General features: G+C 62.8%; 22 protein-coding genes. 3 read left to right on the forward strand and 19 right to left on the reverse strand.

Annotated elements, in window-relative coordinates; genetic code table 11:
- The first annotated feature begins 8 nt into the window (after window positions 1–8).
- From EB231_RS30430 to EB231_RS30440, 3 genes are all read left to right on the forward strand, one after another.
- A complete protein-coding gene (locus EB231_RS30430) occupies window positions 9–773 on the forward strand; it encodes a DeoR/GlpR family DNA-binding transcription regulator (RefSeq protein ID WP_172352103.1) in 765 nt (254 codons plus the stop codon).
- Window positions 774–1,063: 290 nt separating this feature from the next.
- Window positions 1,064–1,975, forward strand: a complete 912-nt coding sequence (locus EB231_RS30435) for a phosphotransferase (RefSeq protein WP_172352104.1) — start codon at window positions 1,064–1,066, stop codon at window positions 1,973–1,975.
- The gene (locus tag EB231_RS30440; protein ID WP_172352105.1) at window positions 1,976–2,923 is read left to right on the forward strand and encodes a choline kinase family protein; all 948 of its coding nucleotides are present in this window, start codon (window positions 1,976–1,978) and stop codon (window positions 2,921–2,923) included.
- Between the two features lie 122 nt (window positions 2,924–3,045).
- On the opposite strand, the gene EB231_RS30445 is transcribed toward EB231_RS30440, so the two are convergent.
- From EB231_RS30445 to EB231_RS30535, 19 genes are all read right to left on the reverse strand, one after another.
- Complete coding sequence (locus tag EB231_RS30445; protein ID WP_172353094.1) at window positions 3,046–4,218, reverse strand: acetyl-CoA C-acyltransferase; 1,173 nt, start codon at window positions 4,216–4,218, stop codon at window positions 3,046–3,048.
- Window positions 4,218–5,111: an SDR family NAD(P)-dependent oxidoreductase gene (locus EB231_RS30450; RefSeq protein WP_172352106.1), complete on the reverse strand. Its 894-nt coding sequence runs from the start codon at window positions 5,109–5,111 to the stop codon at window positions 4,218–4,220. The genes EB231_RS30445 and EB231_RS30450 overlap by 1 nt, the downstream gene beginning before the upstream one ends.
- A gap of 73 nt (window positions 5,112–5,184) precedes the next feature.
- A complete protein-coding gene (locus EB231_RS30455; RefSeq protein WP_172352107.1) occupies window positions 5,185–6,756 on the reverse strand; it encodes an AMP-binding protein in 1,572 nt (523 codons plus the stop codon).
- 152 nt (window positions 6,757–6,908) lie between these two features.
- Window positions 6,909–8,405, reverse strand: coding sequence for a sugar ABC transporter ATP-binding protein (locus tag EB231_RS30460; protein WP_172352108.1), 1,497 nt, complete (start codon window positions 8,403–8,405; stop codon window positions 6,909–6,911).
- Window positions 8,402–9,442, reverse strand: a complete 1,041-nt coding sequence (locus EB231_RS30465) for a hypothetical protein (protein ID WP_172352109.1) — start codon at window positions 9,440–9,442, stop codon at window positions 8,402–8,404. Before EB231_RS30465 ends, EB231_RS30460 begins: the two co-directional genes overlap by 4 nt.
- Window positions 9,442–11,577 (reverse strand): ABC transporter permease, encoded by a 2,136-nt coding sequence (locus tag EB231_RS30470; protein WP_172352110.1) that lies wholly within the window; start codon window positions 11,575–11,577, stop codon window positions 9,442–9,444. The genes EB231_RS30465 and EB231_RS30470 overlap by 1 nt, the downstream gene beginning before the upstream one ends.
- A 75-nt stretch (window positions 11,578–11,652) precedes the next feature.
- Window positions 11,653–12,603 (reverse strand): sugar ABC transporter substrate-binding protein, encoded by a 951-nt coding sequence (locus EB231_RS30475; protein ID WP_172352111.1) that lies wholly within the window; start codon window positions 12,601–12,603, stop codon window positions 11,653–11,655.
- 68 nt (window positions 12,604–12,671) lie between these two features.
- Window positions 12,672–13,679 carry an ABC transporter permease gene (locus EB231_RS30480; RefSeq protein WP_172352112.1) on the reverse strand — a complete coding sequence of 336 codons (1,008 nt, stop codon included), beginning with the start codon at window positions 13,677–13,679 and terminating at the stop codon, window positions 12,672–12,674.
- A gap of 473 nt (window positions 13,680–14,152) precedes the next feature.
- A complete protein-coding gene (locus EB231_RS30485; RefSeq protein ID WP_206681869.1) occupies window positions 14,153–14,872 on the reverse strand; it encodes a TetR/AcrR family transcriptional regulator in 720 nt (239 codons plus the stop codon).
- A gap of 503 nt (window positions 14,873–15,375) precedes the next feature.
- On the reverse strand, window positions 15,376–16,737 hold the full coding sequence (locus EB231_RS30490; RefSeq protein ID WP_172352113.1) for a M24 family metallopeptidase: 1,362 nt from the start codon (window positions 16,735–16,737) through the stop codon (window positions 15,376–15,378).
- 50 nt (window positions 16,738–16,787) lie between these two features.
- Window positions 16,788–17,891, reverse strand: coding sequence for an ABC transporter ATP-binding protein (locus tag EB231_RS30495; protein WP_172352114.1), 1,104 nt, complete (start codon window positions 17,889–17,891; stop codon window positions 16,788–16,790).
- Complete coding sequence (locus EB231_RS30500) at window positions 17,892–18,911, reverse strand: dimethylarginine dimethylaminohydrolase family protein (protein WP_172352115.1); 1,020 nt, start codon at window positions 18,909–18,911, stop codon at window positions 17,892–17,894.
- A 46-nt stretch (window positions 18,912–18,957) separates the two neighbouring features.
- Entirely contained in the window at window positions 18,958–19,767 is an 810-nt protein-coding gene (locus tag EB231_RS30505; RefSeq protein ID WP_172352116.1) for an ABC transporter permease, read from the reverse strand.
- A complete protein-coding gene (locus tag EB231_RS30510; RefSeq protein WP_172352117.1) occupies window positions 19,764–20,603 on the reverse strand; it encodes an ABC transporter permease in 840 nt (279 codons plus the stop codon). Before EB231_RS30510 ends, EB231_RS30505 begins: the two co-directional genes overlap by 4 nt.
- Window positions 20,604–20,651: 48 nt before the next feature.
- Window positions 20,652–21,755, reverse strand: coding sequence for an ABC transporter substrate-binding protein (locus EB231_RS30515; RefSeq protein ID WP_172352118.1), 1,104 nt, complete (start codon window positions 21,753–21,755; stop codon window positions 20,652–20,654).
- A 31-nt stretch (window positions 21,756–21,786) separates the two neighbouring features.
- The gene (locus EB231_RS30520) at window positions 21,787–22,893 is read right to left on the reverse strand and encodes a LacI family DNA-binding transcriptional regulator (protein ID WP_172352119.1); all 1,107 of its coding nucleotides are present in this window, start codon (window positions 22,891–22,893) and stop codon (window positions 21,787–21,789) included.
- A 119-nt stretch (window positions 22,894–23,012) separates the two neighbouring features.
- Window positions 23,013–23,726: a GntR family transcriptional regulator gene (locus EB231_RS30525; RefSeq protein WP_172352120.1), complete on the reverse strand. Its 714-nt coding sequence runs from the start codon at window positions 23,724–23,726 to the stop codon at window positions 23,013–23,015.
- 66 nt (window positions 23,727–23,792) lie between these two features.
- Entirely contained in the window at window positions 23,793–24,734 is a 942-nt protein-coding gene (locus EB231_RS30530) for an NAD(P)-dependent oxidoreductase (protein WP_172352121.1), read from the reverse strand.
- 3 nt (window positions 24,735–24,737) lie between these two features.
- Window positions 24,738–25,460, reverse strand: a complete 723-nt coding sequence (locus EB231_RS30535) for a class II aldolase/adducin family protein (protein ID WP_172352122.1) — start codon at window positions 25,458–25,460, stop codon at window positions 24,738–24,740.
- Window positions 25,461–25,516: the final 56 nt, after the last annotated feature.

Genomic DNA, 25,516 nt, shown 5'->3' on the forward strand with positions numbered 1-25,516 from the left:
ATGAGTCCATGAGATTTTCAGAATTCCGGCAGGAAAAGATTCTTGAGATCCTGCGAGCCAACGAACGCGCGAGCGTCAATGCCTTAGCGGAGCGTCTTGAGGTCAGTCCTGAATCCATCAGGCGGGACCTGCGCATCCTTGAAATCAACGGCTTCGCCCGAAGGGTCTATGGCGGTGCGGTCATCACACCCAACGAGGCCGACAAGCCCTTCGTCGAACGCAACAAGGTCAACGCGCCGGAAAAGAACCGGATCGCGGAGCAGGCAGCCAGCCTCGTTCGCGACGGGATGAAGATATTCGTCAGTTCCGGCACCACGACGCTCGCCTGCGTGAAGCAGTTGCACAAGCACCAGGACCTGACCATCTTCACAAATTCCATCGCCGTCGCCGCGCACTTCTTTTCGCACGGCTGGGGTACCAGCGTTCGCGTGCTCGGCGGCCCGATGGTGCCGGAGTACCAGGCGACCTTCGGCCACGCGACCATCACCGCGCTCAATGGCCATCGTTTCGATCTGGCGCTGATGGGCGCCAGCGCTGTTCACTACGACCACGGCTTCATGGGCTTCGGCGAGGACGAGGTCGCACTGCACGATGCGGCCAGACTGCAGGCTTCCACCACTATCATGGTGGCCGACGCATCGAAGTTCGGACGCTTCGGCTCCGTGCGCGCCTTCGGCCTTGGCGATGCGCATCACGTCATTACGACCAAGGGCGTGGGCGAGGAGTTCGTGCAACGTTTCAGCGAACTGGGCGTCGACCTCATCAGGGTCTAGCCGCGGCGCGCATTCCAAAACCTGCCTGCCTCCAAATCTTTGCTTTACACAAGGCACCAGAGCGATAGCATCGACCTGGCCCTGCCAGCGCCATTGGCCAGACTTGCAGTGGCGTTTGTTCGAACAGTGCGCGAGACAATCCTAGCTTGACGGAAATGGCTCTGGCGGAAAAGGGCTCGACGCCCCGCAATGACTTGACGGAAGTCGCCGGCCCTGCCGCGACGAACGCACTTCACGCGATTCTAGCGAAGGACTGGGATGGCCTTGTCACTCGCGCGACGACATCGCGCTTGGACCGTCAGACATGGACCGCAGCCCGGGTAAATGTCGCGGCGGAGGCGGGCGCGCCGGGTCTTCTGGTGCCTACGCATCGCGGCATCGACAGCACGAGGCTCGAACTATCGATGGAAGGCCAACGCCCTTCCCTGTTGCTGAAAATCATTCATCCCGATCAGCGTCGCTATATCGATACGGCTGCTTCTTTCGATGCCCAGCGAAAGGCGGCGATGCTCGGCTGCGCGCCCGACATCCTGGTGTCGGACGCCGTGCGCGGCATCGCGCTGATGGAATTTCTCGACGGATGGAGGACAGCACGCGTCAACGACTTGCGCCAGGCAGACGTCATGGATGCCGTGCTTGGCGTCAAACGCAGGATCCATTCCGGGCCTCGCCTGACGCGTAGCTGGTCCGTCTTCGACAGGATCAGGATCCTTCAGGCGGAAATCGGACGTAACACGAGCGGTGCGCCGAGTGAACTGACCGCCTTGCAGGACGATGTGTTCCGTATCGAGCGCATGATCGAGGCTGCCGGCGTGGACACCGTTCCGGCTCATGCCGATGGCCTCGCCTCCAACATCCTGATCGACACTCACGGCAAAATCCAACTCGTGGATTTCGACGAGGCGCGCAACGTCGACCCCTATTTCGAGTTTGGTATCCTGATGAACGAAGCCTTCGGGCCTGAAGAAGAGATGCTGCCTGCTCTTGAAATATTCGAGGGCCGCGCGAGGCTTGAAAGCCTTCGCCGCGCCAAGCTCTATGCGATTGCCGATGACCTGGCGTGGACCATGTGGGGACTGGTCATGGATGCCGTCTCCGCAAGGAAGGATGTCGAATTCTTCCGCTATGCATGTTGGCGCCTGATCCGGTGCCGCGCCACATTGGCCAGCGTCGATCTCGACCCCCGCGCCGGGTGGCTTTGAATGTCCGCCGTTGAAAAAGGCCTGGGTGAAGGCAACACCCTCGCCGAACGCCAACTCGAGGCAGCATTATCCAAGGTCACCACCTGGCAAGGCAAGGCCATTCGCTACCGGCCGATGTTCGGCGGCTTCAGCAACTCCAACTGGCGTGTCAGCGTGGCCGGCGAACAAGGCTCCTTTTTCGTCAAGTTGCCTGGCCCGGGCACGGAGCGCTTCATCGATCGCGCCGCGTCCCTGGAAGCGGGCCAGCGAGCCTATCTGCTCGGCATCGGGCCCCGGTGCTTCGACTATCTGAAAGACGAAGGCATAGAAATCTACGATTTCGTCGAGAATTCCCGCACATGCGTCACCAGGGATTTTCACACCGCCGGCATCAGGGAGAGCACAATCGCGCTTTACCGCTCATTCAACGACTCCCCCCTTCTCGGTCTCACAAAGACCGTCTTCGACATGATCGAGGAACATCTCGAGCAACTGACCGAATTGGGAGGGGAACTGCCCCTCGGCTTTCCTTCGATCCACGCACAGTATCGGGCAGCGCGTGCCGCGATCGAAGCCGCAGGGATCGATCTCGTGCCTTGCTACAACGATCCCGCGCCCGCCAACTTCCTGTCAACCAGCGACGGCCGTATCATGATCGTCGATTTCGAATACGCCTCCAACAACGACCGTTGCTACGATTTGGCAACGTGGTGCGCGGAAATGTTCTTCGATGATTGCATGAACAACGAAGCCATCGAAGTCTATTTCGGCCGGGTGGAGCCGGCCATTCAGGCGCGCATGTTCGTGTATCGGATGCTTGGCGATTTCAAATGGTCGCTCTGGGCCATGATCCAGATGGCTATCTCCGACATCGATTTCGATTTCTATAAATTCGGCGCCTGGAAGCGGATGAGACTGCACTCGACGCTGAACGACCGGCGCTGGGACCGATCGCTGGCCTCACTCTGACCGTATCGGATAACTTGTCGCCTGGCAGAGTGAACAAATACGCTGCGCCCGACGGTGCGGCACCTCGCGAAGGGTTGCCGCCCTACGAGGTGCTCTTCCTTCGCGGCCTAGAGTCCGAGACGTCACAGTACTTCGAAGAGCCCTGCCGCGCCCATGCCCCCGCCCACGCACATGGTGACAACGATATAACGCACGCCTCGTCGTTTGCCTTCCAGGAGGGCGTGCCCAACCATTCTTGCTCCCGACATGCCATAGGGATGGCCGATTGAAATCGCGCCGCCATTGACGTTGAGCCGCTCATCAGGGATCCCCAAACGGTCGCGGCAATACACAACCTGGACGGCGAAGGCCTCGTTGATCTCCCAGATACCAATGTCATCCAGCGAGAGTCCGAAGCGTTCAAGCAAGCGCGGCACGGCAAAGACCGGGCCAATGCCCATTTCATCCGGCTTGGTGCCGGCCACGGCCATGCCGACATAGCGGCCGAGCGGGCTGAGACCGCGTCGCTCCGCGAGGCGCGCTTCCATCACGACGCAGGCCGACGCGCCATCGGAAAGCTGGCTGGCATTCCCGGCCGTGACCGTACCGCCTGGAATAACTGCCGCCAGCGCGCTCAGTCCATCGAGTGTGGTTCCGGGCCTTGCTCCCTCGTCGCGATCGAGGACTACTTCGTGGAAGGTGACGTCCTTGGTCGCCTTGTCGACCCGCTTCATCGTCGCCATCATTGGCACGATCTCGGCATCGAATCGCCCCGCGATCTGAGCTTGCGCGGTGCGTAGTTGCGAACTGAGTGCATAGGCGTCGCATGTTTCGCGCGTGATGCCATAGCGCCGCGCCACGACTTCGGCAGTCTCCAGCATCGACATATATGCGTCGGGATGCATGGCGGCGAGCATGGGATCGGGTGTGGTCCGCAGTTCTGGCGTTTGGACCAGCGAGATCGATTCCACTCCGCCGGCGACAACGACATCCATTCGGTCGACGATGATCTGCTTTGCCGCCGTGGCTATAGTCATGAGCCCGGAAGAACATTGCCGGTCAAGGGTCATCCCCGGCACCGTCACGGGAAAGCCCGCGCGCAATGCCGCCATCCGGCCGACTGTCTGCTGTACCCCCTGCGGCAACGAGCAACCGAGCAGGCAATCCTCGATCTCCTCAGGCGCAACGCCGGCGCGTTCGACGGCCGCGGTGAGGGCATGCGCCGCAAGCGTCGGCGATGGCGTATGATTCAACGCACCGCGATAGGCGCGACCGATCGGCGTCCGTGCCGTTGCTACGATGACCGCGTCTCGCATCATTGCCGCACCGCTCCCGCCCGCGCGACCATCTCTGCGCTGGCGAGTTCGCGTTCGGCCTGGGTCAAGCCATATTCAGGGACAATCTCATCCGAGCGCTCGGATATGGCTTGCCAGACCTGCATGACGCGTTCGCCCGCGTCGTCGCCCCCGCCGATATAGACGCCTTGGGTGAGTGTTACATTTGCCCGGGCGAAATGACCTGCGCCGGCACAAAGGATCACCCGGGTGGGAGCGTCCTGACCGACAAGGGCTAGCAGTCCCGGGCTGACCAGTGCCGGATCAAGCAGATCCAGATGCCTTTCTGGGAGCAGGCCCCCGGTCATCTGTGTCGCGGCTGTCGGAGCCAGGCAGTTGACGCGGATGCCGTATTTGTCGCCCTCGATCGCCAAGGTTTGCATCAGTCCGACCAGCGCCATCTTGGCCGCACCATAGTTTGCCTGACCGAAGTTGCCGTAGAGCCCGGAGGACGATGTCGTCATCACGATGCGGCCATGGCGCTGCTCGCGCATGATGTCCCAGACCGCCTTGGTGCAGATCACCGCGCCCATCAGATGAACGTCGAGTACGAGGCGGAAGTCATCGAGGCTCATCTTGGCGAAGCTCTTGTCGCGCAATATGCCGGCGTTGTTGATCAGGATGTCGACACGGCCCCAGCGCTGCATCGCCTGCACGGTCATGGCAGTTATGGCGGCTTCGTCGGTCACCGATGCGGCTATGGCGACGGCCTCGTGACCCGCCGCGACAATCTCTGCCGCAACGCGCTCCGCGGCCTCATGCGACAGATCGTTGACGACCACTTTGGCGCCTTGCCGTGCCAGGTAAAGGGCATGCGCGCGGCCAAGCCCGCCGCCGGCGCCAGTAATGATCGCGATCCTTCCGTTGACAGACATTCGGCTGCACCCTTGGTTTCGATTGGCTATGCTTGCGGATGATGTTTCGTGGACGTTTGTGGGAACGCTCCCATCAACCGCCACCATATTCGGCGCGCAGCCGGATCTTGTCGATCTTGCCGGTGGCCGCCAGGGGCATGCGCGGCAGTCGGTAGATCGCATCTGGAACCCACCACGACGCCACATGCCCTTTCAATGAAGCCAGAAGGGCTTCGTCGCTGATTGCCTGTGCCTCACGTATCTCGACCAGCAGGATCGGTCGCTCACCCCATTTGGGATCGGGCCGTCCAATCACCGCAGCGAGCCCCACCTCAGGGAGGGCGCCGATCACCGCCTCGACCTCGGCCGGGTTGATCCATTCGCCGCCGGATTTGATCAGGTCCTTGACCCGGCCCGTAATCGCGACATTGCCGCTTTCGTCGATGCGCGCGAGATCGCCTGTCGCAAACCAGCCATTCGCATCACTCGCCTTGTCCTGCTCTCCAAAATAACGTTCAACGACGGCGGCACCGCGCACGCGCAACTGGCCTTCAACACCACGCTGCCGAGGCAACGCCTGTCCGTCGGCGTCGGTCAGCAATAGATCGACGCCGATAGCGGGGCGACCCGAGAGCCCCGCTTGCGATCGCTCGTGAAGCGGCGCCACCGTACCCGAGGGCGAGAGCTCGGTCATTCCCCAGCTCGTCTGCACTTTCACATCAAGGCGGCTTTCGATCCGCTCCATCAGCGCCGGTGCGATCGGGGCCCCTCCAACGGTGATGCGCTTGAGTGTCGGCATGGATATACCGGTCGCTTCGACATGCTCGACAAGACCCAGCCAGACGGTCGGGACGCCCACTGCCATCGTCACCTCTTCCTCCACAATCAGGCGCGCCAGGCTGGCGCCGTCCATGGCGCGCCCCGGCAGGACCAGCCTTGCGCCCACTGCCGGCACCGCAAATGGAAGGCCCCAGGCGTTGGCATGAAACATCGGCACGACGGCAAGAACGCTGTCGGCGCTTGAGATGGCCATCACATCGGCCTGCAACAGCCGCAGCGTGTGCAAAAAGCTCGAGCGATGGGTGTAGGTGACCCCCTTGGGGGCACCCGTCGTGCCCGAAGTGAAGCAAAGTCCGCAAGGAGACGTCTCGTCGAAATCACCCCAGCCTGCCTCGCCCTGCGATCGGGCGATGAGCAGGTCGAGCGAGTAGAGCGGCGGTTCGACGACGCTTGCCCCGTCGATCACCCAGATTCGCTCGATGTCCGTCGCGGCGGCGACTATCTCGGCGGCAAGCGGCAGGAGATCCGCACTGACGACGAGGATTCGCGCTTTGGACAAGCCCGCCATGGCAGCGAGTTGCGCGCCGGTCAGCCGCGGGTTGAGTGTATGGCAGACGGCACCCATGCCCATGCAGGCGTACCAGACCTCGACATGAGTTTGGGTGTTCCAGGCGAGAGTGGCGATCCGGTCCCCAACACGTATGCCGAAGCTCCGCAGGACCGCCGAGATACGCATGCTGCGATCCCTCAATGCGAGGTATCCAATTCGATCGGATTTGCCGTCCGCGCGTCCGGTTACCACCTCCGCTTGAGGATGCCATTTGGCGGCGTGCTCGAGAAACTTCTCGAGCGTCAAGGCGAAAGGCTGGACAGTGCCGTCCATCATGATTGCCTCGCCTGGCGGCCGGCCACGACGATCTGCTTGGGCCTGCGTTCTACACATCCGAGGCCAAAATTCACTATCGTGCCAGTTAGTAACATGCATTGACCTGTCAAATGGACGTCCTGCTGTACCGCGTTCACGAGAGCGCGGCAGGTTCAGTGAATCGCAGCATTGAGAATGCTGGCGGCGGTCGCCTCGGCGCGCGAGAATTCGGCGGCAATCGTGCCGCTCTTGGCGACCAGGATCCGGTCGCAGGTCTCCAGAATTTCCGGCAAATAAGACGATATCAAAATGACGCCGGCACCGCTGTCGGCAAAACTGCGGATGATCTGGCGTATCTCGGCAATTGCTCCGACATCGACGCCGCGCGTCGGCTCGTCGAAGATGACCAGCCGCGGCTTCTGAATGAGCGACTTGGCTATAACCACCTTCTGCTGGTTGCCGCCGGACAGGTACAGGACCGGTCGTTCGACGCCGATGCTGCGGATCGACAGCCTGTCCACCCATTCGCGCGCCAGGGCTCGCATCTTTGCGCGTGGTGCGAGCAAGCGACGGCCTCCGAACTTGGCCAGCCAGCCAAGGCCGATGTTTTCCGCCACACTCAACGTGTCGAAGAAGCCGTCGAGCTTGCGGTCTTCACTGATGTAAGCGATGCCGTCGGCCACCGCCTGGGCCGGTAGGCCGTAGCGGACCTCGCGGCCGTCGAGCCAGATACGGCCGCCGCCGAAATTGCGCTTTGTGTGTCCCATGATGACCTTGGCGACCTCACTCCTGCCCGAGCCGATCAAGCCGGCCAGGCCGGTGATTTCTCCGGGGAAGATCGAGAAGGACATGTTGTTGACCATGCTGCCCATGCGGATGTTTTCCACGCGCAGCACCGGCAGGGCGGAGCGCGGCGGGCGCTTGCCCGCTGGGAGCCTGTCCTGCTCGTTCAATTCATCGCCGATCATGTGATGGATCAACGTGTTGCGATTGAAATTCGCGGCAGGCCCCGTGGTCATCATGCGTCCGTTTCGCAAAACCGAGATTCGATCCGCATAGCTCAGGGCCTCCTCCAGGGCATGCGATATGAAAACAATCGCCACACCGTCTCGCTGAAGCGACTTCATCAGATCGAAGAGATGATCTGTTTCCTCCGGGGTCAGGGCCGCCGTGGGTTCGTCAAGGATGATGACCCTCGCCTTGTTCAGCACTGCGCGGGCGATCTCGACCATTTGCCGTTTGGCGGCGGAGAGCGTACCTGCAAGCTGCGCGGGCTCGACCTTGAAGTTCAGCCGCTGCAGAACTTGCCGGGCAGCACCGCGCACCCGCCGCACCGAGTTGAACATGCGCTCGCGGCCAAGGAAGATGTTCTGGGCGACGGTGAGTTGCGGCACCAGGCTGGTCTCCTGGTAGACCATTGAAATCCCCTGCCCGCTCGCATCCCTGGGTGAAGAGAAAACCACCGGCTGGCCATCGATCCTGAGAATGCCCTCGGATGGCGAGATCACGCCGGCGATCAGCTTGCATAGCGTCGATTTTCCAGCGCCGTTCTCTCCGACCAGGGCGTGGATCTCGCCCGCCATCAAATCAAAGCTCGCATCGGCAAGCGCGGCTGTGTTGCCATACGTCTTCGTGACATTCTCGAGGCTGACGATGGGCTGGGCTGTCATGGCACGCTCCCAGAACCGAGGTTGAGGATTTCGCTGCTAGCCCGGCTGACGGCAATCAGGTCCCCGTTCCACGAACAGACATCGCAGATCGCATGGCGCCTTCCGTTGGCGCGCGAATGCGCGCAGGCGATCGGCATCAGGGCCTCGTCCAGTTCGATCAGCAGCCCATATGAAAATGAAGGCGCCCAGGGTTTTACATCACCGAAGAGCCGAGCCGCCCCCAGTTCGATTGGGAAGTCGTGGCTGATTTCCGGCGTGGCACGCGGCGAGATCCAGTAGCGCGGATCAAGATTGGTCTTCATATCCGAAACGAACACCGGCTCCGTCTTCAGGAATTCGATCAAGGGATCGCGCCTCGACAGGCAGGCCATCGCGTATCCGGTGCCGGTCTTGCGGATGCGTCCGAGATAGCCGGGATAGCCAGACTGGAGAGTGCGGCCTGAAAGATCGACGATGCAGGCACGGTCGAGTTGGGAGATGATGAGACCGCCGGCGAAGTCTGGGGTGATGCCCATCGGGCAATGCAATGCTCGCGCAACGATGCGCGGCTCCTTGAAGCGGCCCACCACCACCACCTTCCCGCGAGGCACTTCATCCCATGGCGCGATGGACAACACGTTTTGATCGTCGCGGTAGCCATTGTCGACGACAGCGATCTCGTCGCTGGACAGGAAGGCGCAATCGCTCACAGAGACGAGATCTGGCGGCGTGGACCAGCCGTCGACCGCCTGCCCGCTCTGGTCGATGACCGCGATGGAACCACCTTGCAGACCGACCGCCACAAGGCCGTCGGCGCTGCACGACAGGGCGGACACGGGTTGGTCGAACCGCGCCCAGGCTTCCGGTGCTTCGCGCCATCGGTGCAGGCGGAATATCTGGCCGCCGGAACTGAACAGCAGGTGGCCTTCGGCTGATACGGATAATGCTTCCGGCTTCTTCACAGGGATGGCCTCCGCGTCGTCCAGCCGGTTGTTGGGGCCAAGGACCCCTTCCAGCGTCATTCCGGGAGTCTCCTTGGCCTTGCGTGCGAAGAGCATCAGCGGTCCCTCCCCCAATAGCTCGCAGGCCCGGTCCACCGTGCGTTGGCGCCTTCTAGGGCGAGCCGACCGATCTTGTCGTTGGTCACACCGCCGAGGAACAGCGAGCCTTCGTGCTCACGCATCGATGTGATCATGTAGAGAGGTCCATCGGGAGCATCCCACAGTGCATCCACTATCTTGCCAAGCCCGTCTATCTTGAGCACGCCTCCGATATTGAGGTTGCCGAAGAGCCAGTTTGTCGGTGGCACGCGCCTTGTCATGCGCCGTCGCAGGCCCGGGTGTTTCAGCACCCGGTCGAAGAGCGGATTGCGCATCCCGGCCAGCGCCACCCAGTAGCCGCCATCCGACGCCCGGTTGATGTTGTCGGGATAACCCGGCAGACCTTTGAGGAAGATGCGTGGCCCATCCGACAACTTGGCGAGATCGAAGATCAGGATCGAGCAGTTCCACGTACTGGCGACCAGCAGGTGCTTGCCGTCATGTGTCAGGCACACACCGTTTGGAAACACCAGATTGTCGCAGATGGTCCGGGTTTTCCCGGATTTCGGGTCATGACTGAGGAGACGGCCGTTGGGCCGCCCTTCAAGAAGGTCCATTCCCCAGTTTTCAATGTCGTAGCGCTTCGTTGCGTCTGTGAAATAGATCGTGCCATCGGGCCCTATGTCCAGGTCGTCGGCCATACGGATTGCGGTGTCGTCCTGGACACTGAAGAGGCTGCGTGACGTCTCGTCCGTCAACAGTTCGACGTGGCCTGCCATGGTGACGCGGATCAGCCCCATTCCGGCAACGCAGGTGACGATCCGCCCTTCACGGTCAAAGGCCAGCCCAAGTGGGCGCCCACCGATCTTGGCCAGCACGCTTACATCCGAATAGGTCGGCGCGGCGATTTTCAGGATGCAGCCATTGCGGTTGCCGCAGTAGAGGTTGCCTTCAGCGTCGAGAATAACATCCTCGGGTCCGTCAACGCGCCCGGACGCCAGGATTTTCGCGCCCTTCAGCCGCGGAACTGTCTCATCCGGCATCAATCCGCGCATGCCCTCGACGGGCCCGGCATCGAGCACGATGGGATCGAGGTAGCTTGAGGCCAGCAAGCGGTGCCGGTTCTTGCGGAATCGGACATCGATCGTCAGGATCACGATGATGATGGCGCCCATGCAGAACTGGACGAAGTCGCCACGGAAGCCTGCATTGATCATGGCGTTGTTCAGGAGGTAGATCGTCGTGAAGCCGATGAGCACGGTCACGGGCGAACCCTTGCCGGGAACGAAGCCGCCAAGGCCGACCACGAGGGCCGTCAGCGCGAAAAACTCCATGCCGATGCCGGTGTCGGCGACGCTGATGCTGTTTTGACGTGCCGCAAACAGAAAGCCGGCCAGACCGACGATAAGTCCCGCCAACAGGTAGGCCAGGAAAATGGTCGTCCTGACAGGGATGCCGCCATGGCGCGCCGCCTTGCGATTCCCGCCGACCGCGAGGATATGCCAGCCGAAGCGAAGCTGGCGAAACATAACGAACACCAGCGCCGCCACGGCGATCAGGCACCAGGCTCCGATTGGGACGGCCAGGAACTTCTCGAAGCCAATCCAGTCCCAAAGGTCATCGGTGCGGCTGCTCGTCGATATTTCCACGAGTTCAGCCTGAGCGGCGAGCGCAAACAATGCCCTGACGGTGATCATGGTCCCGAGCGTCGTCAACAACGCGCCACAGCCGAGCAGGCCGGCGACGATGCCATTCGTCATGCCGACCGCGGCGCCGGCCGCAAGCGTGAGCACCAACACGGCAGGAACCGGCAGGTTGAGAATGTGAAAGCAATAGAGCGCGACGAAGGCCGACATGGCGAAGTTCGAGCCGACCGAGAGATCGATGCCGCCAACCGCGACGACAATCAGAAGCGCCAGGACGACGAGCCCGCCATCGGCGGCGTATTGCGCGAGATTCTGCAGGTTGGCCGGCGAGAAATAGCCGTCCGTCGTCAGTGCGATGCCGATCAGCACGCACAGCAGGGCCAGGAACGGAATTGTGCTCTCGATCCATCCCTTGGCGAGGATGTCCGCCAGAATGCGCCGCGGCGACACCACGAACAGGGGTACGTGTTGCCTTGGCAGGCTGGCGAAGTCGATTTCAGCGGGCATGGCGCGTTCCAGGCGATGGAAAAGGCGGGGCTGGAGAGCCCCGCGGAGTCCGTTATGTCAGCGACTGGCCGTCGCTCACATTTTCCAGCACAGGCTGGCATCGTATGTGGGGCCCCCCTTGATGATCTTGAGGGGTGAATCCACCGTCAGCATGGACCCGTCCGCGGCGGTGGCTCCCTGCAGCAGCAGGTCGATCACCGTGGCCGCATCGCGGCCTTGCCCATCGGCGTCGTAGCTCCACACCCGGTCGAGAATCTTGTCCTCCACCGCCTTGCAGGTGACGTTGTCGCCACCGCCCGTTGCGTAGACCAGCACCTTGTCCTCAAGCCCAGCGTCCTTGACGGCATGGCCGGCGCCCATCGTATGAACATCCCAGTGGCCGAAGATGGCGCAGAGGTCCGGATGCTGTTGCAGCACGGTTGCCGTGATCTGGCGCGCCTTCTCTGGCTCCCAGTCGGACGCCTGGTTGGAGACAACCTGGATCTCGGGGTGATCCTTGAACACCTTGAAGGCCGCATCATTCATCATGACGCTGTCGGCCGCGGTCAACTGGCCGGGGATGATGGCCACCTTGCCCGACTTGCCGCTGCCTGCGCCGCACTCCTTGACGATGTCCTCCGCGACGTCGTGGCCAATGCGGGTCCAGTTGGCGCCGACGAATGCGGAAGACGGCTGGTTGGACTGCAGGTTGAGCTGCAGGACCTTGATGCCCGCGGCCTCGGCCTGCTTGATCTGGCGGGCCAGCAACTGAACCGTCGGATTGTGAACGACCAGAACATCAGGCTTTTCACTGATCGCCTTGGCCAGAAGTTCGGCCATTGCGCCGCTGTTGAAGGCGGGATCGCGGATCTCGAGGGTGTAGCCATGCAACGCCGCGTCCTCCTTCATGCGGCGCGCCCACCCTTCGGTCAGCGAAATACCCATGGCGATCGGTATGAAGATCACCTTCTTGCCGGCGAGGTCGGTGCCCGCCGAGGTCGATCCGGTTGAACCCATCGCCGCGGTCGCCGCGATCAGAAAAGCCATAGCTGCGGTTCGAACGCGATTTCCAATTCTATAGACCATGTTCTCCTCCTTTGTTTGATTATCAGTCTCTAAAGATCGCCAACGGTGTCCGTTTCGGTGTCCCTGGGGTTCAGATAATTGTCGATGACGATCGCAAGGATCAGGACCAGCCCCCTCAGGGCATCCTGCATCTGCGTGGTGAAGTTCATGAGCGTCATCCCATTGCGCAGTATGGCGATGAGCGCCGCCCCGACCAGGATGTTCCTGAGGCCGCCACGGCCGCCCCGAAGCGGTATGCCTCCGAGGACCACGACGAGGATCACATCAAACAGCAGCGTCCCGTTCGAAACAGTCCGGAAGTCAACCGCACCGCTGGCCGCCGAGGTGACAAGACCGGCCAGAAGTGCGGTGACCGCGGCATAGACGTACACCACCACGGTGGTCGTTCTCACCGGCAGGCCGGTCAGGCGGGCAGCCTGATAATTGTCGCCCATGGCATAGATGATGCGCCCGGCGGTCGAATAGCTCAGCAGCAGCCAGGTCGCAAAAAGGGTGGCAACCATGAGCGCGACCGGAACCGTCACGCCGGGCAGGATGTTTGCCGACAGGAACATTACCGCAGGATTCGATTTCGGCAGCAGCAGGATGAATTCGCCACGCAGTATCGCGAACCGAAACAGGCCGGTGATGAACATGGCCGACGCCAAAGTGGCCAGCATCGCAGGAATGCCCACATAGGCGATTAGAAAGGCGTTCACGAATCCGACCAGGACCATGGCGGCGACCGCCACCAGCAATGCCAGCGAGGCCGGGCTGCCGCCGGTAACCAGGATGCTGAAAATGGTTGCCCCCGCCACCATCTGGGCGATCAGGGACAGATCCAAGCCCCTCGATATGATCACGACGGCCATGCCGCAGCTCAGCATGACAAGGGAAGTGGAATTGGACAGGATGACCAGCAGGTTTCCGGAAGTCGCAAATCCATCGATGAAGAGAGCGAACAAGACCGCCAGGGCAAAGGTCACGACGAGCACGACGCGCTCGAGCATGCCGACCTCACGCCTGCCCGTCATTTTCCCCAGCACGGTCTCAGTCATGGCAGGCGCCGTCCGAGCCGATCGTATCGACGGCTTCGCGCGCGCCGGCCGGCCATCGGAAGGCTCCTCGACGGCCTTTCAAGCGAGACCCAACGGTTGCGTGGGGGTGCATCGCGCAGCCCACCACCGGTCAAGCCCGCAATCCCTGCCTTGCGTTGCATGTCCTCTCCTCCCGGGCGAAGCTGTAGCAAGAATTACATTCACTAACAAGATAGCGAATGTTATTTGACGCAAGAATGATCCGCCTGCCGGCAACGCAGGCGTCGGACGGCCTCGACCGGCCGCCCGCCAGGCGGCCATGGCGATTTTCAGGATGATCTCAAGGTGAGAAGTCGGCCGCCGGCAGCATATCGCTTGGGATCGGGTTCCCGACAGGAACTTGACCGGAGATGGCGGTCACGGACACCGGTCTTGGTCCGGGATTTTGCCGAGACTGCGCCCGCCAGAGTGGCTTCGTACGAGGCAATGGCGGGTCAGATCTTGCGCGTCGCCCCGAGCCTGTCGCCCACTGCCTCCCGCTTCACGCAGATGGACCGGATGCCCGCCGCCATGAACGTCGCCATTCGTTCCTTTACCGCCATGAAGTCGTCCGACCGGCACAGTCCGCCCGACAGCTTGTCGATGCGGCCGGTTCGAGCGAGCGTGAGCATCAGTGCCCCGGTGACGAAATGATATCCCCAGAAAATGTCTTCTTCAGCGCATCCAGGAAGCGCTTTCTTGAGAAGATCAACCAGTCGCAACACGACGGGATCGAAGTGCTTGTCCATCAGTTCCGCGCCCCATTGCGGTGTATTCGCCACCTGGGCACCCAAGGCAGCGTAATTCTTCCAGCCCTCGTCACCTTCGATGTAGAGGTCGAGATCGGTGTCGAGAAATGCGCGTAGCGCGCCCTCTACCGTGGGCTTGCCTTTCATGGCCTGGTCGTAATCGGCAAGCGCCTTCATCCGCCGATCGCTGGTGACCGCAGCCCTGCGCGCAAAGACAGCATCAAAGAGCATCTTCTTGTCGGTGAAGTAGTAATTGATCAGCGTGTGGTGCACACCGACGGCTCGAGCGACGTCCTTCAGTGCGACTCCATGCAGTCCATGCTTTGAGAAGAGGAATTCGGCGGTGTCGAGAATCTGCTCGATCGTCTCGGCTCGTTGCTCTGCTTTCGTGGCACGCTTGCGCCTTACGCCGCTCTCCTGAGACAAGCTGATACCCTTTCCAATTCACCGTCGAACGCCAGCGCATCCATTTTCGCGCGCTGTGAAGCGAGCTTTGGCAATTCGACGCATTCCAAGTCAATCCGGCCAAGTCAATCCGAGAATCAATCAATGTGACACGCGAGTCAATCTTCACTCGCCAGATAGTGAATTAAATCGCTTTTCGGCTGTGTTTCAACCGTTTCCGATCACCGCTAGATGGGTTGGACAAAATCATTGGCAATCATCCTCGCCTTGGGGGCCGGAAGCGGATTGTCTGCTCAGTGGGATGAAATCACAAATAAAGCAGCCATCCGCCCACAACCCGACAGGGTCATAACAAAGCAGCCGACCGACGAAGCGTTGTGACCCGGTAGCCTTGCGGAAAAGCTTTGGGCTTGCCCGATCTGATGGCCCGATGCCTCTCACCGACGTGCGCGACTTCCGTTTATCGGCAAGCCTGCCGAAGGTCCGAAAGCGCTGGTTAGGCATCATCGACGACCCGCTGGGACTCAGTCGCGGCCTAGAAGTTTGCCGCTGGCAAGCCAGAAGGGCGGCAGGCAGAGCGGGATGGTGGACAGCAGCAGGATATCCTCCTTCACCGTGATGCCGATCCGCTCGGCGACAAACCGGTGGCGTGCCTCGAACCTCTTCGCCAGCGCCGGGTGGCGGTGTGCGATCTCAGCGCGCAAGCCGACATCGGCGAAGGTCACCGCATCCTCGCAATTGAGCGTCCATCCATCGGGCATCGGCACGGGTATGATGTCGACCTGGAACGGCATGCCGGAGACGATGCGTTCTGTCGAGCCGGGACGGATCGGGGAATTCATCCACTCGTCGAGGCCGACGAGATGGCCGGGATTGAGGGCTGGGCGCAGCTTGCCCGCCGCCAGGGTCGAAATCACAGCCTCATGGATCGCGCCGCCCTCGGCGCCGATGCCGGCCGCCTCATACCAGGCGATCAGGCCGCGGAAATAGGCCTTGGCCACGTCCAGAAATGCGTCGTCATGCTCGGCGATCAGGCCGGCTCGGGCGGTCAGTCCGCCCCAGTAGCCAACCGCCGTGGTGACGCCGTCACCATGGCTGGGCACGCGCGCCGTGGGACTGCGCAGGCCGATCACCTGGCCGGACGCATCATTGGTCGCGAACATCGGATGGCAGTTCATCGGCTCGCCGGCATACCCCATGCGAGAGGCCGCGGTCAGTTCGGTGTCGCCGAGCGTGAAGCCGCTCAGGATACGCCACACAGCCATTGAAGACCGGGCCGCGCCCCATTCGGCCTCGGCGATCTGATCGGCATCGACGACGGCGCGCAGCCCGTCCGCCTGGTGCATGAGCACCGCCGTCGCATCGGTGATCGACGAGGGGGACACGATCGATGCGATCGCGTCGACGATGAAGGCCGGCACGAGGAAGGTGGGACGCTGAGCGGACCATTCCTCCTTTTCGAGATATTTCCAGCCCACCAGGCCGACACTGTCGCCCGCCGTGATACCGGCCTCGCGCAGCACGGCCACGAGATCCGGCTTCTGCATGCGGTCCTGCGCCATGAGGCTCAGGGACTGCGCCAGCATTGTGATGATGCCAGGCAGTCCGGCGATAGGCGTATAGCCGAGGTTCTCGTTGCCGGTGACGATGATGCGCTGCCCCGATTTGCCGAGCAGCAGGATCGCCTCCTCGAAACGCGGGTCGAAGCCGGTCAGGAAGGCGATGTTGGCGGCATGCTCGCGATCGGCATAGACGGCGAGCCAGTCCGTGCCGGCGCGCTCGAGCGCCTTGGCGCAACGGGCCTCATAGGTCGCTGGCGGAATGGCAGGGCGCTCGACGGGGATGCCGAAATCGGGGATGTCGACGGTGCGAAGGCTAATGCTCATCATGTCTCTCAATCTGTCAGGGAATGCGGATTTTCGGCTGAAGCCGATCGTCAGTTGGATGCGACGGCGACGGATGCCGTCCTGTTCGCCGGCACGTCATTATCGGCAAGAAAGCCGATGCTGGAGGGCAGCACGCTGCAGGGGACCCTGTCGCCGGCAGCGATGCCGCGCGCCGTCGCCGAGGATGCCAGGAGCAGGAGTTCCTGGCCGTCCGGGGTGGACACGGTCATGCGCTCGGACGAGCCGACGAAGGAGACGTCGGCGACAATGGCGGGAAAGGCGATGGCCCCGGGGGACGGCTCGCCGATGGCGATGTCCTCCGGACGCATCCAGACCGTCAGCGCCGATCGGCCATGCCGCGACGCGTCGTAGCCATCGGGCATCGGCGCCCGGCTTCCGAACAGCTCGATGCCGCCATCGACGGCGCGCGCCGAAACGATGTTGTTGCCGCCGAGGAAGCCCGCGACGAAGCGCGAGGCGGGCGCGCGGTATATGTCGCGCGGGGTGCCGACCTGAACGATCGCGCCATTGTGGAAGACGGCTATGCGGTCCGACATGGCGTAGGCTTCCTCCTGGTCATGGGTAACATAGACGAAGGTCACACCGGTCTGCCGATGCAGCCGTTTGAGTTCGCGTTGCATGGTGTCGCGCAGCGTACGGTCGAGCGCCGACAGCGGTTCGTCGAGCAGCAGTATCTTCGGCCCGAAGGCCAGCGCGCGGCCGATCGCCACGCGCTGCTGCTGACCGCCCGACAATTCACGCGGCTTGCGCGCGGCCAACCTGTCCAGGCCGACGAGATTGAGAATCTCTTCCACCCTCGCGGCGATCCTGGCCTTGTCCCATTTGCGGACCCTCAAGGGGAAGGCGATGTTGTCCGCGGCGTTCAGGTGGGGAAACAACGCATAGCCCTGGAAGACCAGTCCGAAATTCCTGTCCTCCGGGTCGACGCGCGTGATGTCGACGCCATCCAGCAGGATGGCGCCGTCGTCCGGCTTGGTGAACCCGGCGACCGACATTAGCAGCGTCGTCTTGCCAGACCCCGAAGGGCCGAGCAAGGTTACGAACTCCCCCGCCTCGATCGACAGGTCGATGCCGTCGAGCGCGACGGCCGACCCGTAGGTCTTGCGGAGGTTTCGGACGTCGAGAAAGGACATTCAGATCGGATCCCGGGCGAGCGGACCCGTCGAGCAATGAATGCCGCCCCCGTTCAGTTCGATGCATTCATAGTCCAGCGTCAGGATCTCGATGCCGGCGGCGTCGAGCCGGTCGGCCAGGCGCGGCGTGCGGGTGGCGTGCATGACGACCCGACCCGGTGCGATCGCCAGGCAGTTGAGCGAGAAGGCGTTGTCCTCCGGCGGAAGTTCGATCAGCTTCATGCCGCGCTTGTTCAGATAGTCGATGAAGACATAGGGCAGTTCGTTGATGTTGATGATCGCCGTCTCCTTGTCGATCATCATGAAGCTGCCGTCGATGTGGATGCGATAGCCGGGCATCGGCACCTTGATCAGTTCGACGCCCAGGCTGTTGAGGATCATCTCGACCTGCCGCACGCCCTCGGCGTTGCAGGCGACGGAGACCGAGCAGACGGCGGTCTTGTCGTCGAGGAGCGCGAACCCGCCGCCTTCGAACACCGCTTCGCCATGCAGCGTGCCGAGGATCGGGCAACCGGCCTTGGCGAGCGCCTGGGTGACCATCAGTTCCTCGCCGCGGCGCGCCCGGCGGGCAAGGCGGGTGACGATCGCGCCGCCCTTCACGCCGATGACGCTGTCGCGGCAGAAGGTCGACTTGAGAGCGCCGGGGGCTGCCTTCTCGGTAAGGATGACGTCGACGCCCTCCGAGCGCAACAGCTTGGTGAAGCTATCGTGCGCTGCCTGCATGGCGGCGAGATCCGGCGGCGTCTTGCCCATGAAGTACCAGCCTTTTTCCGGATCGCCGAAACCGCCGATCTCGGGCATGGGCTTGTTCTTGTCGACGACATTGATCTCCTCGCCAGGCCGGTGCATCAGCACGGCGCGCAGCTTGCCGACATCATTGGTGCAACCCCAGGGCCGGCCCCAGACGCGGGTCTGCTCTTGCGGGTCATGGAAAGCCGGCGTCGGGACGGAGCCGAAGGTCTGAAAGAACTTGGCCTCCCGGTATTCGTGCTCGCTCATTGCGGCGCTGTGGGCAGTCATGTCTTCGATTTCCTTTCTGAAACAAGCGAAGCGATTGAAGGTCGTGTCATGACCGGCGCTGGGCGATACGTTCCCAGACGGTCATGCGCAGGATGAGCCCGACGATAGTGACCGCCAGCATGACGGTAGCGATCGCGGCCAGCGCGGGGTCGACGGCATCGGCGATGCTCGTCCAGATCTTGCGCGGCAGGGTGACGATGCCACGGCTGGTGATGAACAGCGTCACGGTGATCTCGTCCCAGGAGACGATGAAGGCGAGGATCGCCCCGGCAACCGTGCCCGGCACTATGTTGGGCAGGATCACGCGCCCGAAGATCGTCGCCGGGCGCGCGCCGAGCGAGCGGGCCGCCTGCACCAGACGCGGATCGAGGTTCGACAGCGAAGCGCCTATCGCCAGCACGGCAAGCGGCATCGCCAGGATCACATGGACGATGGTGACGCCAAGCCATGTGTCGAGAAGGCCCAGCTTCGACCACAGGCGTACCATGCCGACCGCATAGATGATCGGCGGCACGATCAGTGGCGAAAGCAGGACAACGCGCAGGATCGTCGGCCAGCGTCCGACATAGACCCATGCACCCATGGCGAAGGCCGCCGAAACGGCGGTCGCGACGATGCTTGAGGCCACGGCGATGCCGAGGCTGGTGAGGATGCTGGGCATCCAGCCCGCGCGCCAGTTGGCGAGCGCCGCGAAATGGTCGAAGGAGATGCCGTTGTTGGGCAGCGACAGATAATCCCGGTCGGTCAACGCCACGGGAATGACCACGAGCACCGGAACGAACAGGAAGGCGAGCAGCAGCCAGGCGAAGAGCTTTGGCAGCGCGCGTTCGAGCAGACGGCGGGTGCGTGGCGTCATTTGCGGCCGCCTTCGAAGGCCGCGCGCAACGCCGGGCTGCGCATCGCCAGCGCGATAAGGGCGCCGACGACGAGCAGGAGCATCGTCGACAGTGCCGTCGCCACGCCCCAGCGCAGGGTCGAGGATATCTGCACGGAAATGTATTCGGCGACCATCAGCACCCTGCCGGCGCCAAGGATCGCCGGAGTGACGAGGAAGCCGAGCGAGAAGATGACGATGAACAGGCTGGCGATTGCCAGGCCGGGCATGCTGAGCGGCACCCAGACACGAAAGAAGATGGTGACCGGGCGCGCGCCGAGCGATCGCGCCGCCTGGATGATCCTGTGGTCGATCTCCGACAGGTTCGCGTAGAGCAGCATGATGGCGAAGGGCATCATGTAATGCACCATGCCGACGATGACGCCGAACTGGTTGTAGACCAGTTCGAGAGGTTCACCGACGGCTCCGCTGCCCACCAGGGCCGAATTGAGCACGCCGTTTCGGCGCAGGATGGTGATCCAGGCAAAGGCGCGCACCAGCACCGATATCCAGAATGGCACCATGACCATGAACAGGGCGACGCGGCGCGTCGCCGGCGGCATGTGGACCAGCGCGAAGGCGACGGCATAGCTCATGACGATCGTAAGCGCGGTCGTCACCGCCGAGACGAAGACGGTCGTGCGCACGACGCGGCCGATTGCGGCATTCTGGAACAGAGCCACGTAATTGCCGATGCCGAAGGTCGGCTCGGTGAAACTGAGCGCCAACACCTGAAGGATGGGCAGCACGTAGAGACACAGGGTCAAAAGCGCCGCCGGCACCGTCAGGCAGAAGGCCCAACGCTGGAATGACGTCATGGTCTTTCGAACCACCACCGGCCGATGGCCGGTGGTGGTCTCCAATGGTTAGCGCGAGATGAAGTCGAGGAACTTGTTCTGCAGTTCGGCCTCGTTGTCGGCATAGTATTGCGCCGAGACGGCCAGACCTGTCTTGGCATTCTCGGGGGCCAGCGAATAGACCGCCTTGTCTTCGTCGGTCATCAGCGCCAGCGCCTTCGGGTTCGACGGGCCGTTGCCCATGAGGCGCAACAGCGTCACCTGGCCTTCCGGGTCCATCGACGAATTGATGAAGTCGAAGACCTTCTTGCCGGCGGGATTGCCCTTCGGCACCGACCAGGCGCTGGCGAACATCAGGTTCTGGTTCCAGGTCCAGGTGTAGTCCGGGTTTTCCTTGCGCAGCAGGTTGGCGCGCGTATGCCAGATATTGCCCATGACCACCTCGCCGTCGCGGAAGAGCTGCTGGCTCTGCGCGCCCGACTCCCAGAAGATCAAATTGGGCAGCAGCGGCTCGAGCTTCTTGAAGGCGCGGTCGACGTCGAGCGGATAGATATCCTGCGGCTTGACGCCGTCGGCGAGCAGCACGGCTTCGAGCTGCCCCTGAATCCATTTGCACATGGTACGCTTGCCGGGAAACTTTTCGAGATCGAAGAAGTCGTTCCAGCTCGAAGGGGCCGTGGCGCCGACCTTCTTGGCGTCATAGGCCAGCACATTGGAATAGGTGTAGTTGCAGATGCCGAACTCGGCCGACAGCCCTTCGCCGACAAGGGACTTGTCGACGATGGAATAATCGATCGGCTCGAGGTAACCGCCCTTGCCGAGCACGACGGCGTCCGTCATGCCGCCATCCGTGGCATCCCAGGTGACATTCTTGGAATCGACCATGGCGCGGATCGCGCCCGTCGCCGGGCCGGTGCCATCGATGACGACCTCCATGCCGGACTTGGCCTTGAAGGGCGCGCCATAGGCCTTCTGGAAGGCTTCGAGGGCGGCCCCGCCCCAGTTGCAGACAACGATTTCCGACGCCGCGGCGGAGGCCCGCCCAGGCTTGAACGCGACTGCGATGCCAAGCCCGGCCATGGCGGTGATGAAGCCTCGGCGATCGATCTTCCCAGTTTTGAACTTATCAAGCGCAATCAACGCTGCGTCTTGACCAAAGCGATTGATGGACATGTGTGTTCCCCTTTCACGTCCGTGGAAGCGACTAGTTTTCTTGCTTCTCCTCCCAGGCCGGCACCGGGCGCCCATCTGGGCTTCCAGAGCCGGTATGCACTACCGAACGTCCTGACGGACGACCGTGCGGCGGCGCCACCGAACTGCGTATGACGAGTTCGACGCCGACCCTTTCGATCGCCGTTCCGGATTTCCTGCCGGCGATGAAATCGAGCAGCATGTTGACGCCGCGCGTGCCGAACTCGGCCGCCGACTGACGCACGGTGGTCAGAGCCGGCGCCAGCAGGTCCGCATTGTGGATATCGTCGAAGCTGACGAGAGAAATGTCGTCCGGAATGCGGATTCCGGAATGCAGCGCGGCCCGCATGGCGCCAGTGGCCAGCATGTCGCCGAAGGTGAAGATCGCGGTGGGCGGCTCGTCCTGCCGAAGCAGGTCGAGAAACGCGATCGAGGCCGGCGCCTCCTCGTATTCGCAGAACCTCAAAAGGGCGGGATCGGCATCAAGACCAGCCTCGCCAAGCGCCCGCGTGAAGCCGTCGAGACGTTCGGTGGTGCTGAGAAGCCCCTTCGGCCCGCCGATGGCGGCGATGCGGGTATGGCCGCGAGATATCAGATGGCGTGTCGCCAGGAGACCGCCATGGACGTTGTCGGCGAACAGGCGCGGCGCCTTCGCGCCCGGCACGTCCTCGTCGAGAAGCACGACGTTTCCGGTCTCGTTGATCCGCCGCAACAGCCGCCCGTCATCATGATGGTTGGTGAGAAGCAGGATGCCGTCGACCTGCCGGTCCTCGATGCGCGACAGGAAGGAGACTTCCTTCTCCACCAGGTTGCGGCTGTTGAACATCAGGAGATTGTAGCCAAGCCTCGCGGCCTCGGCCTCCGACGCGCTGGCGATCTCGGCAAACAGCGGATAGGCGATGTCGGCGGTGATGAGGCCGAGTGTCTCGCTCTTGCCGCTGCTGAGCCTGCGGGCGATCGCGTTGGGATGATAGCCGAGGCGCTCCGCCGCCAGCTGGATACGGCTCGCCGTCGGCTCAGGCAGGCTGATCTGCCCGTTCAGATAACGGGAAACGGACGTGACGGACACGCCGGCTGCCCGCGCAACGTCACGAATGGTGACCTTCAATCTTCCCGACAAGCGGCTCCACTCCCGCAAGACATGTACAGATAACCGCTTCAGTAAACCGGTTTCATAAACGGGCCAAAAAAAATCGCGCGCGCCTTCCGCAATGGAGAGGGAGCGAAGGACGACGGCGCTCACGGGAGGTCTCCGGACCGGAAGAATTCCGTATGTTCGCGCTCCAGGCTCAACTGGTCGAAATCAGCATTTCGGATGTGCGCCGCCATGAGCAGCGCGGCCTCGGCCATGTTGCCGGCCCGCACCTTGTCGAAAATGGCACGGTGCTCGGCGATGACCGAGCGGATGTGATCCGGTTTCATGCCGATCAGGAACTGGACGCGCATCATGTCGGCCGAAACGTGCTGGCACGCGGTCCAAGCCCGAGGATGCGCGAAAGCGCCGAGCAGACCTGCATGGAAGGCCATGTCGGCGCGGTGCAGGGCGCCCATGTCATCGCCTTGGACGAGACGCTCCTGCGCCCGAAGCAACAGCTCGACCTCGTCCAGCAAGGCCGGATCCGGCTTGACACCGCTGTTGGCGATCACCGCGCTTTCAAGCGTGGAGCGGATGAATACCGCCTCGCGGACGCGAGCCATGTCGATCAGCGAGACGCGGGTGCCGGTTTGGGGTGAGATCTCGATCAGACCCTCGTCGAAAAGCCGCGTGAACGCCTCATGCACGGGGGTGCGGCTGATGCCGAGCGACTGCGCGACATCCGTTTCCGAGAAATTGGCGCCGGGCGCGACGCGCGCGGTGATGATCGCCTCGCGCAACTCGACATAGGCCTTCGACGAGATCCTGTTTCGACGCTCGTTCTGATCCGCGAGGAGTGAGGTGCCCAAGTTCAGCATGGCGGCATGCTGGCATTCAGGCATATTTCGAGTCAAGCACAATCTTTGTGCAGTTGCGAGATCGGCTCAATTTTCAACCAGTTTCCCAGACCGGACCAAGTCCGGAAGGCCGTGGCCCTGTTCGAGCGCCGTCGCGACGGCGGCAATGGACGCCGCAGCGCCCTGAGGTGTCGGCAGGCCGGCGCGATGCGGCGTCAGCCGGACCCGGTCGTGCCGCCAGAACCAGTGTTCGGGCGGCAGGGGCTCGACGGCAAAGACATCCAGCCACGCGGCGCCGAGCCGTCCCCGATCGAGCGCGGCGCGCAGCGCCTGCTCATCGAGGTGGTCGCCGCGGCCGAGATTGACGACGTAAGCGCCGGGCGCGAGGCGGGAAAACAGCCGGTCCGACAATATGCCCTTCGTCTCGTGCATGGAGGGCAGGAGATTGACGAGGACATCGGCGCCGTCGACGCAGGCGCCGAGCCCGTCGTCGCCGTGCAGGCAAATGACGCCGTCGATCCGACGGGCGGTTCTCGACCAGGCGGACACTGGGAAGCCGGCGGTCGAAAGCCCCCGCGCGACATGCAGACCGAGGGGACCCAGTCCAAGCACGGCCGTCCGCAGCGAACCGCGGGTCCGGTTCTGGCGATCGGGCGGGCGCCACAGGCGGGCCTGCTGATCCGCTCTGACAGCGACATCGTCAAGCAGGCGCGCGAAAGCCGCGAGCATCGCATAGTCCAGCAATTGCTCGGCCTGACCTTGGTCCCGCAGGCGCGCGACCGGGAGGTCGGGCGGAATGCGGGGATCGTCGAGAAGCTGATCCGTTCCCGCGCCAAAACAGAAGATCGCGCGCAGCGACCGTGGCAGCGCGGTCATCTCCTTGGGCAGATTCCAGGCGACCAGGAGATCGTATTCGGCGCCGTCCGCCAGATCGGGCCATCGGACGAAGTCCGCCGAAGGAAGAGCGGCGCGCAGCGCGCGCTCGAAGGGGACACTGTAAGCAAGCGGATCGGCGATGACGATCCGCATCGATCAATGCCCGTCGAGGGGCATTCCGGCAAGCCGGCGCAGCGCCAGCCATTCCAGCTCCGCCGCGCCATCGGGATCGGCCGCATACTGGCTGGCGGTGCGCTCGCACACTTCCTTGCTCGGCAGGTGGATGGGGCGTCCGCTGCCCAGAGCGGAAAGCTGGATACGACAGGCCTGTTCGAGATTGTACATCAGGGAGAAAGCCTCTCCGATGGATCGCCCGACGGTCAACAGCCCATGGTTTCTCAGGATCATGGCGCGATTGTCGCCGAGGTCGGCGACCAAGCGCTCCTGTTCGCCGGGATCGAGCGCTATGCCCTCGAATTCGTGATAGCCGATCTGCCCGTAGAAGAGCAGCGAGGTCTGGTTGAGCGGCAGGAGTCCTTCCTCGAGGCAACTGACCGCGACACCGGCCGCGGTATGCGTGTGCATGACACAGACCGCATCCGGGCGCGCGGCGTGGACGGCGGTGTGAATGACGATACCCGCAGTGTTGATCGGCACCTGCTGGCCACGCATCTGCTGGCCATGGTGATTGATGACCGCCAGCGATTCCGGCGTCACCTCCCGAAAGAGATCGCCGTAGCGGTTGATAAGCAGGAGTTCCGGCTCTTCGGGCAGACGCGCGGATATGTGCGTGTGGATGATGTCATCCATCCCAAACCGGGCGATCAGTCGATAAGCCGCCGCCAGATCCTCGCGCATAGCCATTTCAGCGGTCGACATCGGTGTGGATCGTCCTTCCTGTTGATGCTTGCCGCATACTTGAGTTCCTGTATGCA

Origin of the sequence: Mesorhizobium sp. NZP2298 (genome assembly GCF_013170825.1) — a bacterium.
Lineage (GTDB): Bacteria > Pseudomonadota > Alphaproteobacteria > Rhizobiales > Rhizobiaceae > Mesorhizobium.